This window comes from Microbulbifer maximicatervae (SeqCode) (assembly GCF_052466985.1).
In genome coordinates, this window is record NZ_CP174298.1 from 3,169,877 (window position 1) to 3,187,415 (window position 17,539).

Here is a 17,539-nt window from a genome sequence, read left to right on the forward strand (position 1 = left end):
AGTATAGCGGATTCCCACTGGGCGGCCAGAGGCCATATTTATCCAGATATGCCCACTTAATAAACTAACTTGTGGCGCGGAAGTGGCGGGGGCGCAATCCTGAAACCAGTAAAACGGACAGATAGGTCGCTCCCCCAGCAGCTACGATTAGCCCCATACGCCAGGCGCGGTCATACCAGGCCCATTCACTCCACTGTGACCACAAGTGCAGGGCCCCGAGCAAAATCGCAACCATCGCCAAATTCGCCAGAAGCAACCTTACCAGGTAAGTGCCCCAACCAGCCTCAGGTTTATAGACATCATCTCGACGCAAGCCTTTATAGAGGAGCCAGGCGTTAATAGCGGCCTGACAAGCCGTAGCCAGCGCCAGGCCCATATGGCCGAGTTTGAAGTAGTAGTTAAGCGGTATCACAAACAGCAGGCTCAACACCATTTTGGCCGAGATAGCGATTAAACCAAAGCGCACTGGGGTATAGGTATCCTGGCGGGCAAAATAGCCCGGCGCCAGCACTTTAATCAGCATAAACGCCAACAGCCCCATGGCATAAGCGCGCAGGGACCAGGCGGCCATTTGCATATCGCGCGGCTGCATCTGCCCATACTGAAAAAGGGTTGTCAGGAGCGGCTCAGCCAGTACCACCAAGGCTACAGAAGCGGGCAGGGAAATTAGCGTGACACTGCGCAAAGCCCAGTCGAGGGTATGACGGAACCGACGGGGGTCTCCGTCGGTGTGCTGACGCGACAAGCTCGGCAGAATCACCGTTGCCACTGCAACCCCAAACACCCCCAAGGGCAGCTCGGTGAGGCGGTCGGAAAAATAGAGCCAGGAAACACTGCCGCTGGGCAGGAATGAAGCCAGCAGAGTGTCCATCACCAGGCTGATCTGGGTCACTGACACCCCAAAAATCGCCGGCGCCATCAGGCGTAAAATTTTACGCACTCCTTTGTGCTGCCAATCCCACTTAGGGCTAGGCAGCAAACCTTCACGAGCGAGAAAAGGCAGTTGAAACAGCAGCTGCACCACCCCCGCAACAAAAACGCCCCAGGCCAGCGCCATAATTTGCGGATCAAACCAGCTGGTAGCAACAGTCGCCGCAGCAATCAAAACCAGGTTGAGCATCACCGGGGTTAGCGCCGGAATCGCAAAACGATCGAAAGTATTGAGTATTGCCCCGGTAAATCCCGCCAGGGAAATCAGCATTAAATAGGGAAAGGTGATCTGCAACATATCGGTAGCGAGATCGAACTTCTCACGCTCACTGCCGTCCCACCACCAACCAAAAGCAAAAATACCCGTAACTAGTGGAGCGCAGAGAACACCAAACAGAGTAACCAACAAAAGTACGCCGCCAAGGGCGCCAGCAACCCGGTCATTTAACTCTCGCGCAGCCGCCTTACCGCCCTTTTGGCGGTATTCGGCCAGTACCGGCACAAAGGCCTGGGCAAATGCACCTTCGGCAAATAAGCGGCGGAAAAAGTTGGGAATCTTGAATGCGACAAAAAAGGCATCGGCAGCATCGCCCGCACCGGCAAAGCGGGCCAGTGCCACGTCGCGAACCAGCCCGGCCACTCGCGACAGCATAGTGGCAGCACCGACAACGGAACTGCCCCGCAGCAATCTGGAAGCACCAGATTTTTCGACTGCCTGTTCCTGAGCTGGGGATGACTGCGACAAAACTCGGACTCCTGGCGAAAGTTGAAACTTGTTGGCCGGCAAGTCTACCCCAAAACCTGGGGATATATGGGCTCCTCTACAGAGCTGAGGCCCTGCGACTGCAGGACCGCGAGCCTATACTAAGAGCGAGCTAGTCGCGCCACCCATGGAGCTGGTGGTGCGGGGAGAGAAGGGATGACCATTAGTGCTTTGATTATTGCCCTGGTTCTGGCAATTGTGCGGTACATAGCAGCTGTTGATGGCCCCAGCCCCGTCTGTCCATCCACCCCCTGCTATAACTGCGGTCGCCCAGCCCCTTCCAGCTTCTGAGCTGGGTTTCGGAGCGATCGCCATATTTCGCCACAATTGAGCCGCAGTTGGTCATAGCTGCGCCACGCCAGCGCCTCCTTGGAGCTTTTTAATAACACTCAAACGGGCCACAACAGAACAGGCCCACACGAGTAAGAAAAGCCGCTAAGGAGCAGAACAATGAAAAAAGTAGTGATGGCCGTCGCCCTGGGTTCTCTGATTGCCACCGGAGCCCACGCTAAGGAACAAAACGAATCCAATTTGACTCCGGCCAAGCAGGCCTCAGTCTTTACCGGCTCTGCAATTGCCGGTGCAGCATTGGGTGGGCCCGTTGGCTTTATCGCCGGAGCACTCGGCGGAGCCTGGCTCGGAGAGCAGATCAAGCAAGCAGACGAGGCAGATATGCTGGCAACACAACTGACAGAGAGCCGTGCAGAGCTCAGCAACCTGGCACAGCAATTGGATGCGGCTCAACTGTCCGCGAACGACGCCAGCCAACTGGCCCTGGATTCACTGCAATTCCAAATGCTGTTTACCACTGGGGAGGACGAGCTTCAGGAGGGCCAAATGCATCAGCTGAGTGCCATGGCTGACTTTCTCAAGCGCCACCCCCACCTGCAAATTCACCTGGAGGGACACGCAGATCCTCGCGGCAGCGACGGCTACAACAATGTACTGTCCGATCAACGCGCCCTGAGTGTGGAAGAGGCTTTGGTATCGCTGGGAGTTGATGCCTCAAGAATCAGCCGCAGCGCACTCGGCTCCACCTATTCCCAGGCAGCCCGAGGCGATGTAGACGCCTACGCCATGGAGCGCCGCGTCGACATCCGCTTCTCCCTTCCGGAGTCCATGGCGGGAAACTTCTGAGTCAAAGGGGCACGGCGGACAACAAATCCGCACATCCCTTCGCCTTCAAGCCGCACTACATAAGCGTGAGTGGATCGCAAATCCACTCACGCAACTCCAAGCTGATAGAAACCCTGTTGTATTTGCGGGCGCCTTGCGCCCGCCTTTTTGCCTAACCCCTGCAACTTCGTGCATGATTCTCCGCCAGAAAGGAATTAAGTCGGGATTTGTCATGAGTGCAACCATCGCCATTGTCGAAGATGAACGCGCTATCGCAGAAAACTACCGCGATGCTCTGCGCCGCCACGGTTACCGGGTCGATTTATACAGCGCCAGAATTGAGGCCATGGATGCTTTTCGCCAGCGGCTGCCGGACCTGGCCGTGATCGATGTTGGCCTGGGCAGCGAGGTGGAGGGCGGTTTTGAGCTCTGCCGGGAATTGCGCGCTATGGCGCCGAGCCTGCCAATATTATTTCTCACCGCCAGGGACTCAGAGCTGGATATTATTTCCGGACTGCGCCTGGGGGCTGATGATTACCTCACCAAGGATATCTCCCTACCCCATATGCAGGCGCGAATTAACGCCCTACTGCGCCGCGTTAGCGTGCTGCGAGATCAAAACGATGAAGGCGAGAGCTTAACTCAGGGAAAGCTATGGCTGGATATTTCCAGGCTCCATTGCCACTGGGATGAGCAACCCGTGGACTTAACCGTGACCGAATTCTGGATTGTCCACGCCCTGGCAAAAAGGCCCGGCCACGTTAAATCCCGCAGCCAACTAATGGAAGCAGCCCGCGTAGTGCTGGATGACAACACCATCACCTCTCACGTCAAAAGAATCAGGCGCAAATTCCAGGCGCTGGACACCGAGTTTAATGCCATAGGAACCGCCTACGGCATGGGGTATCGCTGGCAGCTGTAAACCGCCATCGGGCGAACAATTTCAAAAATTTAAGTATGAACCTACGCCGCCAACTCTTGCTCGTCAGCCTTGTCGCACTCACCCTGCCCTGGGCCGGCTGCCAGTACCTCCGCCAGGTGGACGACGCCCTAGCACAAGGCCAGATCCAGGCAATTGAAGCAACTGCGGCGGCAATTGCCGCACGCTTGGCCAGTGCCCCCCAGCTTATCGCCCCGGACCCTCAGCGCCTTTCACGCCCACCAGGGGCTCAGCTCTACCTGAATCCCCTATCTCAAGCTCCGAGAGTCGACGGCTATGGCGATGAATGGCGAGCGCAGCAACTGGAGCCCAGAGCCCTTGAGGACGGGCAGCTATCCCCTATGGCCCAGGTGACGCTGGGGCAACTGGATAAGCAAGTCTACCTGCTTCTCACTGTTTCGGACTCAACTCCCGCCTACCGGGACCCCCGCACAGGCCTGATCGCTGGTGGTGACACTGTAGAGCTGTTTACCGCTGACCGGCACTACATCCTGCCCGTCGCCAGCCAGGGGACCGCCAGCGCCTTGTGGCACAACCCGAGAGAGGGCCGCTACGAGCGTGAGCTGCGCTTAAGGGGCCGCTGGACAACTTCTGGTGCCGGTTACCAATTGGAACTGGCTCTACCACAAACCCTAACCGGTGGAGCCCTCGCTATCCGTATTCACGACAGGGCAAACAGCAGTGGCTCCTCACCGACTCGAAGCGCCAGCACACTTCCGGCAGATGGTCACCCAGGGCGCTTGGTAAGCCCTCTGCCAGACCTTCAAAGAGAACTCGACCACTTTGCGCGCCCTGGACTGCGCCTCGCAGTAGTGGACAGCGAGGGGTTTCTTCTTGCCAGCAACGGACAACTACAGCTGGCAGATTCCGAGAGCAATTCGTGGCTGAGAGACTGGGCTTATCGCAAATTGCTTTCCAGAGAGGATTTGCCACAGCTGCCGGAAAATAGCTTGCCTCTTCCGACGCCTGACAGCCGTGGCACCCGGGAGCAATGGTATTCAGGACCGCTGCAATCCCGAGTTGGTGCGGTGAGTGTGCCCGTTATCACCCGGGTCGACGAAGTGGTTGAGCGGCCACTTCTGGGGCAAGTCGTCGTCCTGCAATCTGGCGAAGCGATGCAATCAGTCACCGAGGGAGCAGCCCACCGGTTGTGGTTGATCAGCTGCGCCGCGGCCGCTATCGCCCTGCTCTTCCTTTTGGGCTACGCCAGCTGGCTTTCCTGGCGCGTGCGCAAGCTACACCAGGCCGCCCGCAACGCAGTAGATTCCAGCGGCAAACTGCGCGGCAACTTTCCCCACTCAAAGGCAAGCGATGAACTGGGAGACCTAAACCGGGCCTTCGCCAGCCTGCTCGCAGAACTGGACCAATATCACCAGTACCTGCGCACTCTCGCCAGTAAGTTGTCACACGAGCTACGCACACCGCTGGCAGTGGTTCGCTCATCCCTGGATAACCTCGCCGCCGGAGAACTCGACGACCACAGCCGCCGCTATGCAGGGCGGGCTATGGATGGCAGTGCAAGGCTGTCGGGGATTCTCAACAGTCTCTCCGCAGCCAGCAATCTTGAAACCAGCATCCACCAAGCGGAGCGGGAGCCTTTCGACCTGGCAGACCTGCTTGAAGTCATGACACAGTGCTATGGCGATGCTCACAGCGAACACCGATTTACTCTAAACAAACCCACTGGGGAGCTAGCCTGCCACGGCGCACCGGAGTTATTGGCTCAACTGCTGGACAAGCTGGTGGATAACGCATGTAGCTTCGCTCCCGAAGGCAGTGAAATTTGCCTGTCAGTGGCAACAAACAGAGATACCTACTTGATCACAGTGGGCAATGACGGCCCTCTGCTCCCGGAAGGTTACGCTCACAAGCTGTTCGACTCTCTCGTTTCTGTGCGCAACCAGGGCGATAATGCCGGCCACCTGGGGCTGGGACTGCATATCGCAAAACTGATCGCAGACTTCCACGGTGGCTCCTTAAAAGCCCGAAACCGCAGCGACGGCAGCGGTGTAGAGTTCAGCCTGGAGTTGCCGACCGGGTAACCGCCGTTGTGGATTGACAACATATCTGCACCGAGACGCCCGCTATGGTTGACAAACAACCAACTGTGGGGATAATGTCGCGTCCCGATCGGGCCCCAGGGCCTGTTAGTTACAGATTTATAGATTCCAGACAGGAGCAACCGGTGGCCAACTCACCTCAAGCGAAGAAACGCGCGCGCCAGAACGACAAGCGCCGCATGCACAACGCCAGTCTGCGCTCCATGGTGCGCACCTACATCAAGAAGGTAGTTGCGGCCATCGATGCCGGCGATGCGGAAAAAGCAAAAACTGCGTACGCAGAAGCAGTTCCCGTTATTGACCGTATGGCAGACAAAGGCATTATTCACAAGAATAAAGCCGCTCGTCATAAGAGCCGTCTGAACGCTCAGATCAAAGCTCTGGCCGCCTAATCCCTTAGGCAGCAGACACAAAAAAGCCCCGCATTGCGGGGCTTTTTTGTATTCGAAACTTGCCAATTCAGAGCAGGATTAGGTTATCGCGGTGAATCAATTCATCGTCATCCCGATACCCTAAAAGGTCGGCAAACTTCTCCGATGACTGCCCCAGAATCCGACCACTCTCACTACTGTCATAATTGACCAGGCCCCGCGCTATCTCGCGACCTTCAGCATTCCTGCAAGACACCAGATCTCCGCGCCTGAAATGCCCTTCAACAGCGGTAACCCCCACCGGCAACAAACTGCTACCACTCCCAGTCATAGCTGCCTCGGCACCGGCATCCACTAACAGGGTTCCACGCACCTGTAACTGTCCAGCGAGCCAGCGCTTACGCGCCGCCAGGGGGTCCGCCTCTGGCAGCAACAGGGTACCCAACTGCTCGCCGGCACAGACTTTATCTATCACCGCCTCCAGGGCGCCGCCAGCGATCACTGTGCGAGCTCCTGAGCGCGCTGCCAGCTGCGCTGCGCGCACCTTGGTGGTCATACCACCACGACCCAAACCGCTGCGGGAATCCCCCGCCATCTCCAGCAGCTTGGGATCAAGCGCAGATGCCTCACAAATTAATTCTGCTTCAGGGTTATCGCGGGGATCTTCAGTAAACAGCCCATCCGCATCGGTCAAAATCAGCAGCGCATCTGCCTCAACCAGATTTGCAACCAGGGCCGCCAGGGTATCGTTGTCGCCGAAACGTATTTCGTCAGTCACTACCGTGTCATTTTCATTCACGATAGGCACAGCCCCCAGTGACAGGAGCGTGCGCAAGGTGCTGCGAGCATTCAGGTAGCGAGTGCGATTGGAAAGGTCATCGTGATCCAACAGGATCTGAGCGCTGCGAATATCAAAACGGCTAAAAGCCTGCTCATAGACCTGCACAAGGTGGCTCTGCCCTACAGCAGCAGCCGCCTGTAACTGGTGGATAGACTCGGGCCGGCGACACCAGCCCAACCGATCCATTCCGGCCGCAACAGCACCGGATGAAACCAGAACTACTTCGATTCCTTGACGGCGCAAATCAGCCATCTGTGCAACCCAGGCAGAAATGGCAGCGGTATTCACACCTCGACCATTATCTGTCAGAAGGGCGCTACCAATTTTTACCACCCACCGCTGGGCTTTGGTCAACGCCTGCCGGGACACTGTTGCGGAGTCCATGCTTCCCCCTCAGGACAAGATAACTATTGAGCGAGCCAAGCTACTTCAGCAACTGCTCGCTCCATGCCATTTAAGAGCGATACTCGACATCCACATCGTGGTCGTCGTCATCATCCCAATCCTCGTCGTCATCCACCTGCCCCTTGGCAGCTTTGCGTTTGGCGCGATGACTCTCTCTCAACTCTTCGATTCGCTCGCGAGCTTCGCGCTGCATTTGGCGCTGCGCTTCCAGCTCCACCACAGCCAAGTCGGGATCTCGCTCCTCAATTTCCTGACGCTCTTCCAGGTAGTCCATCAAGCGTCCACCGAGGGCATCGGTACCCTCTTTGCGAATAGCTGCCACACGGAACACAGGCCCTTCCCAGCCCAGAGCATCCACTACCGCCTGGCAGCGCTCTTCCAGCTCCGCAGCGGGAACCAAGTCCGTCTTGTTCAATACCAACCAGCGCTCACGCCCGGCCAGGGTAGGGCTAAAGGTGGACAGCTCGTGCTCAATGGCTCGGGCATTCTCCACCGGATCAGAGCCATCAAAGGGAGCCAGGTCAACCAGGTGCAACAAAACACGACAGCGAGTTAAGTGCTTGAGGAAGCGAATCCCCAGGCCCGCCCCTTCGGCTGCACCTTCAATCAGGCCGGGAATATCTGCAATCACAAAGCTGCGATGCTTCTGAACCTGTACCACCCCCAAATTTGGCACCAGGGTAGTAAAGGGGTAGTTGGCCACTTTCGGCTTGGCCGCAGAGACGGCGCGAATAAACGTGGACTTACCCGCATTGGGCAGTCCCAACATGCCTACATCTGCCAGAACTTTTAGCTCGAGCTTGAGGCTGCGCATCTCACCCTCAGTGCCGTGCGTGGTCTGACGCGGCGCACGGTTAGTACTGGATTTGAATCGGGTATTACCCAGGCCGTGGAAGCCCCCCTGGGCCACCAGCTGGCGCTCACCGGCTTCGGTCATATCGCCGAGTGTCTCGCCGGTATCCACATCAATGATCGTGGTGCCCACCGGCACCTTAAGGACCAGGTCCTCACCCTTGGCGCCAGTACAGTTGCGCCCTCGACCCGGCTGACCACTCTCAGCGGCGTAGCGGGGCTGGTAGCGATAATCCACCAGGGTATTCAGGGAATCATCAGCTTCCAGGTACACGGAGCCGCCATCGCCGCCGTCACCGCCATCCGGGCCACCCTTCTCAACAAATTTTTCCCGGCGAAAGCTCAGGCAGCCATTGCCGCCCTTGCCTGCCTGCACAGAGATGGGCGCCTCATCGACAAACTTCATAATCACTCCACCGCCACAGCGGTTGTCTCATCCGGTGCGCAGATGCGCGCACTATCATCATACCAGCCGACAAGCCGCCTCCTGTGGGCAACTGCCACCCTAACTTCCCGTCGCGGCCTTTTTGCGACTTTCCCAACAAAAAAGCCCCGCAATAGCGGGGCTTTTTATGAAGCTTGGGCTAATGACCGCTTAAGCAGTTTCGATAGAAACGAACTTGCGGTTGTTGGGGCCCTTAACTTCAAACTTCACAACGCCGTCCGCAGTGGCGAACAGGGTGTGGTCTTTGCCCATACCAACGTTAACACCGGCGTGGAACTTGGTGCCACGCTGACGAACGATGATGTTGCCTGCTGCTACAGACTGGCCGCCAAAGCGCTTCACGCCCAGGCGTTTACTCTCGGAATCGCGACCATTTCGCGTACTACCGCCAGCTTTCTTATGTGCCATGAGTCGTTACTCCTCTCTTATGCCTTGATGCCAGTGATTTTAACTTCGGTGTACCACTGACGGTGGCCCTGGCGCTTCATGGAGTGCTTACGACGACGGAACTTGATGATTTTCACCTTCTCGCCGCGGCCGTGGCTTACCACTTCAGCAGTTACTTTAGCGCCATCTACAACAGGAGCGCCAATGTTGATCTTGTCGCCATCGACAACCATGAACACTTTATCAAAATCGATGGATTCGCCAGTTGCTACTTCCAGCTTCTCCAGGCGAAGTACTTCGCCTTCTTCTACACGGTGTTGCTTGCCACCGCTCTCAAAAACAGCGTACATATTTCTATGCTCCGGTAAGGACGACACGAAGCAGCGGGAGGACCAGTAAGTCACTGCTCCGCATTTCGGGAGCTTGCGCCGTGTGTTTAACATCTATTCGCCAAAAGGCCCGCAGACGACCCAATAGCCGCAAAGAGCCCGCAATTGGCGGGGCGCAGATTCTAATCAATTCGCCGGGTTGATACAATAGCGCCCCTTCGCCTTCCGGCCCCCGGGAGGCCTCTGTCTAGTCGTATAAGGAACTCTCACATGCTGCCTTTTCACCGGGTCGCCGCCGAAGACTTTGCTGCGGTTAACCAGCGCATTCTCGATCAACTGCACTCGGACGTTCCCCTGGTGGAAAATATAGGTCACTACTTGGTCGAAGCCGGGGGCAAGCGCCTGCGCCCACTACTGGTACTGCTTTGCGCCAAAGCTTGCGGCTATCAGGGTGAGAACCATATCGATCTCGCCACAATTATCGAGTTTATTCACACTGCTACCTTACTGCACGACGATGTTGTAGACACCTCTGACATGCGCCGCGGCCGCCTTACCGCCAATGCCAAGTGGGGCAATGCGCCCAGCGTACTCGTGGGAGATTTCCTCTATTCCCGCGCCTTCCAAATGATGGTTGCTCTGGAAGACATGAGCATCATGGCAATACTCTCAGAGACCACCAACACCATCGCAGAAGGTGAAGTACAGCAGTTGGTCAACGCCGGTGATCCCGCAGTAAGCGAAGAGAATTACTTCACCGTCATCCACAAAAAGACCGGCGCACTGTTTGAAGCCGCCTGTGAAACTGCGGCCGTATTAGCCAACTGCTCAAGTGAAGAACAAACTGCACTAAAACTCTACGGCCGACACCTGGGACTCGCCTTCCAGCTGGTTGATGACGCTCTCGATTATCGCGGTAATTCGGAAGAACTGGGTAAAAATGTTGGGGATGACTTGGCGGAGGGCAAGCCGACCCTGCCCTTAATCTACACCATGGCCAACGGCAGCAAGGACCAGGCACTGCTGGTAAAAACTGCAATTGAACAGCGCAGCGCGGAAAAGCTCAGTGAAATAGTTGAGGCCATTGAAGCCTGCGGTGCTCTGGACTACACCATGGATCGTGCCCGGGCCGCTGTAGAAGACGCCAAAAAGCAATTGGCCTTTATGCCCGAGAGCGAACAAAAAACCGCCCTGCAGCAATTGGCGAGTTTTGCTATAGAGAGAAACGTCTAAAAGTAAATGCTGCTCGGGCTATATCGATAGCACGGGCAGCGCCGTTACCTTAAGCACAATGCGAAGCAACGCAGTTCCCTCCCCCCTCGAATAGCTACCAACCCTGACCGGACTCCAAAATTTATTCGTATCTATTTTCCTCTGCCCCTTCAACATTGGGTACGATTGTTTCTCTTGTTATTTCAAGCGCCAACACCAATTCCTCAGGAGCAAAAATAACGAGAAAAATATAATTGGTATAGAGAGATCGGCTCATGAGAAGCTCTACCGCGCTTTATCAGCTTAGAAATTACCCGGAAATGTTCTTAAAAAATAACCTGGTGAGAATTACCGGCACAAAAGATACTGGAGTCATGGATTATCAATTCGGGACCTACACCATGGGCATGGGCGCACCTGGTATCGATAGCCCCAATGAAATTTTTGCTTTCCACCGCCAAGGGGTCTTTATCGAAGATCCACAAACAATCAAAGTCCACCATATTCGCATGATCGATTGGGATGAAGACCTTGCCCTAGATCGCCTTGAGCCCTACCAAATGCGCAGCGGTGCCGACATTATGATTACCGGGCAACTCAGTGACTGCTGTTTCTGTATTGGCGGGCGCAATGCGAATATGCCGGCCGTTGCTCATGTTCGCCCAAGGAAAAAGCACGGACTCAATGGCAAGGCCACACACAATGAAATTATCAACCGGGGAAAGTTCAGGTTTTTAGGTGACGTCACAAAATCCCTTGGGCGCTCAACTCTAAAGCCCCACCACCACATCTACACAGACTACGCCTATGTTATTGGAGTACGGGTTAAGAATCAGTGGCAAATCTTCGCTCAACACGTAAAGACCCCCAAAGGCCCCATCCAAGCTATCACCCGACTCTTATAATTTCTTCCATAAAACCAGATAAATAACTATTAGCACCCCCAAACCAAAAAGCCCCGCAGTTGCGGGGCTTTTTAATATTAAAAAACGAGTATTAACCGATAAGCTTAAGCAGCTCCTCTGTTTTCTCCCGCATTAACTCCTCACTTCCTCGGGATTCAACATTCAAGCGAACAACCGGTTCAGTATTTGACATACGCAAATTAAAACGCCACTCGGGGTAAGCGATACTCAACCCATCCACGTGCTCAACGCTGTCAGCTGCAGGTCCATACTTTTCCTCTGCCGCCTTTAACAGTGCTGCAGCATCCCGAACCTTAGAGTTAATCTCTCCCGAACAGGGGAAAGCAGCCATGCGCTCACCAACAAGCTGTGACAGCGATTTACCACTGCGACTTACCAACTCAGCAACCAATAACCATGGAATCATACCGCTATCGCAGTAGGCAAAATCCCGGAAATAATGATGCGCACTCATTTCACCGCCATAAATGGCATCTTCCTTGCGCATGCGCTCTTTAATAAAGGCATGACCGGTTTTACTCTGTACCGGCTCTCCACCAGCAGCGCGGACAATATCCTCGGTATTCCAGAGCAGGCGTGGATCATGAACAACTTTGGCACCGTTGTTTTTTGCCAGGAAAGCTTCTGCCAGCAAGCCAACAACATAGTAACCTTCAATAAAATCACCACTTTCATCGAAGAAAAAGCAGCGATCAAAATCACCATCCCAGGCTATACCAAAATCAGCACCGCTTGCCCGCACTGCCTCGGCAGTAGAATTGCGGTTTTCTGGCAAAATTGGGTTGGGAATACCGTTGGGAAAGTTGCCGTCGGGCTCGTGGTGAACTCGCACAAACTCAAACGGCAGGTGTGGAGCCAGCGCATCAACAACCGCCCCCGCACCACCATTACCCGCATTAACCACCAATTTTAATGGTTTCAATGCAGTATTATCGATATACCCCAATAAGTGCTGCACAAAATCAGCGCGGTGTTCAAAGCGCTGCAAAGTGCCTCTTTGCTCAACCGGAGCAAAGTCGTTTTCTTCTGCCAGGCGCTTGATATCCAGTAGACCGGTATCACCACTGATTGGACTACTGCCTGCACGGACAAACTTCATGCCGTTGTAGTCCATAGGATTGTGACTAGCAGTAACACAAATACCGCCGTCAAAGTCCCCATGGAAATTGGCAAAGTAGACCTCTTCTGTACCGCACTCGCCGATATGGAAAACATCGGCACCCGCATCTCGCAATCCATTCACCAGTGCATCAGTCAGCTCACCACTGGTAAGCCGAATATCATGCCCAACAACTACTCGACGAGCATTCAGGAACTGGGCAAAGGCACGCCCCACTCGATATGCAACATCGGTATTAAGTTCATCGGGTACACGGCCGCGAAGGTCATAAGCCTTAAAGCAAGTCAGCTCACTCACTTGCTTTTCTCCTCAGCAGCCTGCTCTGGCAAATACACATTTTCGTAAACGTGGTTAGTAGCATCAATAAAGCCTTCTACAGAACCACAGTCAAAGCGGCGACCTTTGAAGGCATAGGCTAATACACAGCCCTGCTGGGCTTGCGCCATCAGCGCATCGGTAATTTGAACCTCACCATTTTTGCCTGGAGGAGTATCTCGGATCAGATCAAAGATATCCGGTGTCAGGATATAACGACCAATAATCGCCATATTACTGGGGGCATCTTCCGCTGCAGGCTTCTCGACCATGTCAGTGACTTGATACAGACCAGGCTTAATTTCATTACCACCGATCACACCAAATTTATGGATCTGCTCCTTCGGCACTTCCTCTACCGCAACAATACTGCAGCGGAATTGCTTATAAAGCTGAACCATTTGCCCCAAAACGCCCATATCTTCATTTAGACATAGGTCATCAGCCAACACGACGGCAAACGGCTCATCGCCAACCAGGCGATGTCCTTGCAAAATAGCGTCACCCAGGCCTCTCATTTCGCCCTGACGTGTATAAGAAAAGCTCGCCCTATCGATCACTTTACGCACTGAGTCCAGGTAACGTTCTTTGCCGGTACCCGCGATCTGGTGTTCCAGCTCAAAGTTGGTATCAAAGTGATCCTCAATTGCGCGCTTGCCTCGCCCTGTGACAAAACCGATCTCGGTCAGCCCCGCTTCTATAGCCTCTTCAACGCCATACTGAACCAATGGCTTATTCACCAGCGGCAACATTTCTTTCGGCATCGCCTTAGTGGCAGGAAGAAAACGAGTGCCATAACCGGCAACAGGAAATAGGCATTTCTTGAGCATTCTGCTCCCCCAATCAATTTAAAACAGCGCACCCCCGCGCAGGGCTGGCAACTTATCATAGCGTCGCTGTGCAAGCACTTACACTCGATAACGTTAAGCTTGGCCCAAAATGTGAATTGCCCCGAGGATAAACGCCAAAACTATACGAATAAGATGAGGAATTAATACGCTAAATAGGGGGTATTTGTGAAGACAATTCTCACGCCAGTCACAAAAACCACCTTGACCGACTGGACAAGCGACACAGACCCCTTAGAATGCCCGCTCTTGCAAAAGTGTCCAATCTCAATTGCATAACCACCCACTAACGGGGAAATGATGAGTAATTTTGTACAAAAAAGTGAGTATACCAGAGAGGAGCTCCTGACCTGCTCCCGTGGCGAGATGTTCGGCCCAGGCAACGCCCAGTTGCCGGCTCCCAATATGTTGATGCTCGATCGTATCACCCATATATCCAAGGAAGGTGGTGCTTTCGGCAAGGGAGAGCTGATCGCTGAGCTCGACATTCACCCCGACCTATGGTTCTTCGACTGCCATTTTCCCGGCGATCCCGTAATGCCCGGCTGCCTCGGCCTGGATGCTATGTGGCAATTATTGGGTTATTTCCTGGCCTGGAAAGGCAACCCCGGCCGCGGTCGAGCACTGGGCTGTGGTGAAGTTAAATTTACAGGCCAAATTCTCCCCACCAGCAAGAAGGTGACTTACCATATTCAGATGAGCCGGATTGTTGAGCGCAGGCTTGTTATGGGTATTGGCGACGGCAGTGTCTCTGTGGATGGAAGAGAAATTTACACAGCAAAGGATCTTCGCGTAGGCTTATTTACCCGTACGGACAATTTTTAAACTCGTTTAAGACTAATACCGGTAGAAACCATCAGTCCTCTGCCGACAAGCTATGCTGGAGATCACTATGCGTCGGGTCGTCATTACCGGAATGGGTATCACTTCCTGTATCGGTACCAACACTAAAGAAGTCACCGAGTCACTGAAAACTGGTCGAAGCGGCATCCGCTTCCAAGAAGAGTATAAGGAGCTCGGCCTGCGCAGCCATGTGGCTGGGCCTGTGGACATCGATTTCAAAGAGCATATCGATCGCAAGCAACTTCGCTTTATGGGCGACGCTGCAGCCTATGCGTACATTGCCATGCGTGAAGCAATCGAGATGTCGGGCCTGCAGGAGGGGCAGATATCTAATCCGCGCACGGGTATCGTGATGGGCTCTGGCGGCACATCCACTCAGCAGATTATTGACGCTGCACATACTCTGAAGGAAAAAGGTGTTCGCCGTGTAGGCGCCTACCGCGTGCCCCAGGTAATGAACAGTACCGTTTCCGCATGCTTAGCCACTCCATTCAAAATCAAAGGGGTGAACTACAGTATTTCTTCCGCTTGTGCTACCAGTGCCCACTGTATAGGAAACGGAGCTGAGCTTATCCAGATGGGTAAGCAGGATGTAGTGTTTGCTGGCGGTGGTGAGGAACTAGCCTGGAGTTTGACTCACTTGTTTGACGCTATGGGCGCCCTCTCAAGCAAATATAACGATACTCCGACAAAAGCATCACGCCCCTACGATGCCGATCGCGATGGCTTTGTGATCGCCGGTGGTGGTGGCTGTCTGGTACTCGAAGAGATGGAGCACGCCGTGGCTCGCGGTGCGACCATCTATGCGGAGCTGACCGGTTACGGCGCAACTTCCGATGGTTACGATATGGTTGCCCCAAGCGGTGAAGGCGCCACCCGCTGTATGCAGCAGGCTCTGGCCGGTATGGACGGCAAAGGCCTGCAGGGTAGCGTGGACTATATCAACACCCACGGCACCTCTACACCCGTAGGCGATGTCGCCGAATTGAAAGCCATGCGCGAAGTCTTCGGGGATACAGTTCCGGCATTCGCCTCTACCAAATCTCTGACAGGCCACTCTCTGGGAGCTGCAGGGGTTCAGGAGGCCATTTACAGCCTGCTGATGATGCAGAATAACTTTATTGCTGCATCAGCTAATGTAGAGAACCTCGACCCCGCTGCGGAAGGCATGGACCTTGTCCGCCAGCTGCGTGAGACAGAAGTCAAACGGGCTATGTCCAATAGCTTTGGCTTTGGCGGAACTAATGCTTGCCTGATATTCGATAAAATCTAATCGAAATAAAAAGGGCGCCGCGAGGCGCCCTTTTTATTGACTGCACAACAGAAACCAAACTATTCAGGAGTTGCGTGCAAGCGCTCCAACCACAGCTCAACCTGGCGTGTCAGTCCCTGTCTCCAGCTCCGCTGCTGAACACCAAAGACATCCCGCAGCTTGCCACATGAAAGTACTATGCTGCGATCCCGCTTCTCAGCCTCATCCCCTAATGAAGTAAATTGCGCAAAGCGCTCTTCATCGTAAAAAGCCTGGGCGCGCTCGACCACCTCCAGGGCAAACTCCATCGCTGTGCAGCTATCAGAACTACCGTAGTGATAAAAGCCTCCTGCCTTGGCCCCGCTAGCGAGCTGCTGGGCAACCGCCACTGCGACACGAGCCATATCCACCACTGTTACTGGGTTGCCGCTGTTCCTTCCATCCAGAGCTAAAGGCTCCCCAGACACAAAGTTGCGTAAAATACGCCCTAACAAGGCATCCTGACCACTATCCACCATCCAACCAAAACGCAAAATCGTCAGGTTTTGCAGCCCATTAAAAGCATCTTCGCAGGCCAGCCATTCGCGTCCACTCGGGGACTGTGGTTCTGCGGGCTCATCTTCGTCATAGCGGCGGCGCTCACCGCCAGAAAAAACTTGGTAGGATGAGAGATGAATAATATGTTCACAGGGTGCAGCACAAAGCCGCTTACTCACCAGCAGTGACTCCGGCATGCCTCGATTGTCTGCACAGGCGGAGGCATTAATCACAATTGAGCCCGGTCTCAATTGATCGATTTCCCCGGGGGTCAACTGCTGTATGCGAAAGCCTGCGCGCTGCAGTCTTTTTTGCAGCGCACCATCAATCTCATTACCTGCTGTGATAATGGCGACGGTATCCGGCATATAACCTGTATTCAATTCAGACACTGGTAAATCCAGTTCTTAGAACGGGATATCGTCATCAAAGCTATTATCGAAACCACCGGCAGGACCCTGGTTCGGCTGTTGCTGGGGCTGCTGGTTAGCTGGTGCCATCGGTGAGGGAGCGGTACGCCCCTGCCCGTATGCCTCCTGGCCGCCCTGCTGCTGGTAGCCACCCTGGAAACCGCCGCCCTGTTGGTCAAAACCGCCGGAACCACCCATCGGCTGGCCGCCACCCATTTGACCACCTGCGGCTGCGCCCATTCCAGCGCCACCCATACCCTGACCAAAACCGCCCTGCTCACCGCGACCGTCCAGCATCTGCATTTCGCTGGCAACGATTTCAGTGGTGTAGCGGTCCTGGCCGGAATTCTTATCCTGCCACTTACGGGTGCGTAGAGAGCCCTCTACATAAACTTTGGCCCCCTTGCGCAGGTACTCACCGGCGATCTCAGCCAGGCGGTTAAAAAATACTACGCGATGCCACTCAGTGCGCTCCTGCTGCTGGCCAGTCTGCTTGTCTTTCCAGCTCTCACTGGTAGCCAGGCTGATGTTGGTAACAGCACCGCCACTCGGCATATATTTGGTTTCCGGGTCATTCCCCAGATTACCGATCAGAATTACTTTATTAATACCCCTGGCCATGGCCCTCTCCTCTCGT

Annotated in this window: 18 protein-coding genes; 8 read left to right on the forward strand and 10 right to left on the reverse strand. The window is 54.7% G+C overall.

Annotation, left to right across the window (positions count from 1 at the left end; genetic code table 11):
* Positions 1 to 64: 64 nt before the first annotated feature.
* Positions 65 to 1,675 carry a murein biosynthesis integral membrane protein MurJ gene (gene murJ / locus ACJJI3_RS13990; protein WP_108731696.1) on the reverse strand — a complete coding sequence of 537 codons (1,611 nt, stop codon included), beginning with the start codon at positions 1,673 to 1,675 and terminating at the stop codon, positions 65 to 67.
* A gap of 468 nt (positions 1,676 to 2,143) precedes the next feature.
* Between murJ and ACJJI3_RS13995 the strand changes: the two genes are divergently transcribed.
* The 4 genes from ACJJI3_RS13995 (at position 2,144) to rpsT (ending at position 6,201) form a co-directional block, all read left to right on the forward strand.
* A complete protein-coding gene (locus ACJJI3_RS13995) occupies positions 2,144 to 2,830 on the forward strand; it encodes an OmpA family protein (protein WP_108731695.1) in 687 nt (228 codons plus the stop codon).
* 211 nt (positions 2,831 to 3,041) lie between these two features.
* Complete coding sequence (pdsR, locus tag ACJJI3_RS14000; protein WP_108735148.1) at positions 3,042 to 3,731, forward strand: proteobacterial dedicated sortase system response regulator; 690 nt, start codon at positions 3,042 to 3,044, stop codon at positions 3,729 to 3,731.
* A 35-nt stretch (positions 3,732 to 3,766) separates the two neighbouring features.
* Positions 3,767 to 5,791: an ATP-binding protein gene (locus ACJJI3_RS14005; protein ID WP_444940081.1), complete on the forward strand. Its 2,025-nt coding sequence runs from the start codon at positions 3,767 to 3,769 to the stop codon at positions 5,789 to 5,791.
* 143 nt (positions 5,792 to 5,934) lie between these two features.
* The gene (rpsT, locus tag ACJJI3_RS14010; protein ID WP_108731693.1) at positions 5,935 to 6,201 is read left to right on the forward strand and encodes a 30S ribosomal protein S20; all 267 of its coding nucleotides are present in this window, start codon (positions 5,935 to 5,937) and stop codon (positions 6,199 to 6,201) included.
* Between the two features lie 67 nt (positions 6,202 to 6,268).
* On the opposite strand, the gene proB is transcribed toward rpsT, so the two are convergent.
* The 4 genes from proB to rplU all read right to left on the reverse strand — a co-directional run bounded on the left by proB (position 6,269) and on the right by rplU (position 9,460).
* The gene (gene proB, locus ACJJI3_RS14015) at positions 6,269 to 7,405 is read right to left on the reverse strand and encodes a glutamate 5-kinase (protein WP_444940082.1); all 1,137 of its coding nucleotides are present in this window, start codon (positions 7,403 to 7,405) and stop codon (positions 6,269 to 6,271) included.
* A gap of 70 nt (positions 7,406 to 7,475) precedes the next feature.
* Positions 7,476 to 8,684, reverse strand: coding sequence for an Obg family GTPase CgtA (gene cgtA, locus ACJJI3_RS14020; RefSeq protein ID WP_444940083.1), 1,209 nt, complete (start codon positions 8,682 to 8,684; stop codon positions 7,476 to 7,478).
* A 189-nt stretch (positions 8,685 to 8,873) separates the two neighbouring features.
* The gene (gene rpmA, locus ACJJI3_RS14025) at positions 8,874 to 9,131 is read right to left on the reverse strand and encodes a 50S ribosomal protein L27 (RefSeq protein WP_073277572.1); all 258 of its coding nucleotides are present in this window, start codon (positions 9,129 to 9,131) and stop codon (positions 8,874 to 8,876) included.
* Between the two features lie 17 nt (positions 9,132 to 9,148).
* Positions 9,149 to 9,460, reverse strand: a complete 312-nt coding sequence (gene rplU, locus ACJJI3_RS14030; protein WP_108731690.1) for a 50S ribosomal protein L21 — start codon at positions 9,458 to 9,460, stop codon at positions 9,149 to 9,151.
* A gap of 249 nt (positions 9,461 to 9,709) precedes the next feature.
* Between rplU and ispB the strand changes: the two genes are divergently transcribed.
* The gene (ispB, locus tag ACJJI3_RS14035; protein ID WP_444895268.1) at positions 9,710 to 10,672 is read left to right on the forward strand and encodes an octaprenyl diphosphate synthase; all 963 of its coding nucleotides are present in this window, start codon (positions 9,710 to 9,712) and stop codon (positions 10,670 to 10,672) included.
* A 121-nt stretch (positions 10,673 to 10,793) separates the two neighbouring features.
* On the opposite strand, the gene ACJJI3_RS14040 is transcribed toward ispB, so the two are convergent.
* Positions 10,794 to 10,928, reverse strand: a complete 135-nt coding sequence (locus ACJJI3_RS14040; protein WP_444940084.1) for a hypothetical protein — start codon at positions 10,926 to 10,928, stop codon at positions 10,794 to 10,796.
* On the opposite strand from ACJJI3_RS14040, the gene ACJJI3_RS14045 reads away from it, so the two are divergent.
* Positions 10,927 to 11,556: a hypothetical protein gene (locus ACJJI3_RS14045; protein WP_444940085.1), complete on the forward strand. Its 630-nt coding sequence runs from the start codon at positions 10,927 to 10,929 to the stop codon at positions 11,554 to 11,556. The two genes, ACJJI3_RS14040 and ACJJI3_RS14045, sit on opposite strands and share 2 nt — an antisense overlap.
* Before the next feature lie 91 nt (positions 11,557 to 11,647).
* Here ACJJI3_RS14045 and ACJJI3_RS14050 read toward each other — a convergent pair whose 3' ends face one another.
* Both ACJJI3_RS14050 and galU read right to left on the reverse strand, forming a co-directional pair.
* A complete protein-coding gene (locus ACJJI3_RS14050) occupies positions 11,648 to 12,994 on the reverse strand; it encodes a phosphohexomutase domain-containing protein (protein WP_444940086.1) in 1,347 nt (448 codons plus the stop codon).
* Positions 12,991 to 13,842, reverse strand: a complete 852-nt coding sequence (gene galU / locus ACJJI3_RS14055; RefSeq protein WP_413664295.1) for a UTP--glucose-1-phosphate uridylyltransferase GalU — start codon at positions 13,840 to 13,842, stop codon at positions 12,991 to 12,993. The genes ACJJI3_RS14050 and galU overlap by 4 nt, the downstream gene beginning before the upstream one ends.
* 318 nt (positions 13,843 to 14,160) lie before the next feature.
* On the opposite strand from galU, the gene fabA reads away from it, so the two are divergent.
* Together fabA and fabB are read left to right on the forward strand one after the other, a co-directional pair.
* Positions 14,161 to 14,685 (forward strand): 3-hydroxyacyl-[acyl-carrier-protein] dehydratase FabA, encoded by a 525-nt coding sequence (gene fabA, locus ACJJI3_RS14060; RefSeq protein WP_108731685.1) that lies wholly within the window; start codon positions 14,161 to 14,163, stop codon positions 14,683 to 14,685.
* A 67-nt stretch (positions 14,686 to 14,752) separates the two neighbouring features.
* Positions 14,753 to 15,976: a beta-ketoacyl-ACP synthase I gene (gene fabB / locus ACJJI3_RS14065; RefSeq protein WP_444940087.1), complete on the forward strand. Its 1,224-nt coding sequence runs from the start codon at positions 14,753 to 14,755 to the stop codon at positions 15,974 to 15,976.
* A gap of 59 nt (positions 15,977 to 16,035) precedes the next feature.
* On the opposite strand, the gene ACJJI3_RS14070 is transcribed toward fabB, so the two are convergent.
* Positions 16,036 to 16,884: a sugar nucleotide-binding protein gene (locus ACJJI3_RS14070; protein WP_444906479.1), complete on the reverse strand. Its 849-nt coding sequence runs from the start codon at positions 16,882 to 16,884 to the stop codon at positions 16,036 to 16,038.
* 15 nt (positions 16,885 to 16,899) lie between these two features.
* Positions 16,900 to 17,523: a single-stranded DNA-binding protein gene (gene ssb / locus ACJJI3_RS14075; protein WP_444906480.1), complete on the reverse strand. Its 624-nt coding sequence runs from the start codon at positions 17,521 to 17,523 to the stop codon at positions 16,900 to 16,902.
* Positions 17,524 to 17,539: the final 16 nt, after the last annotated feature.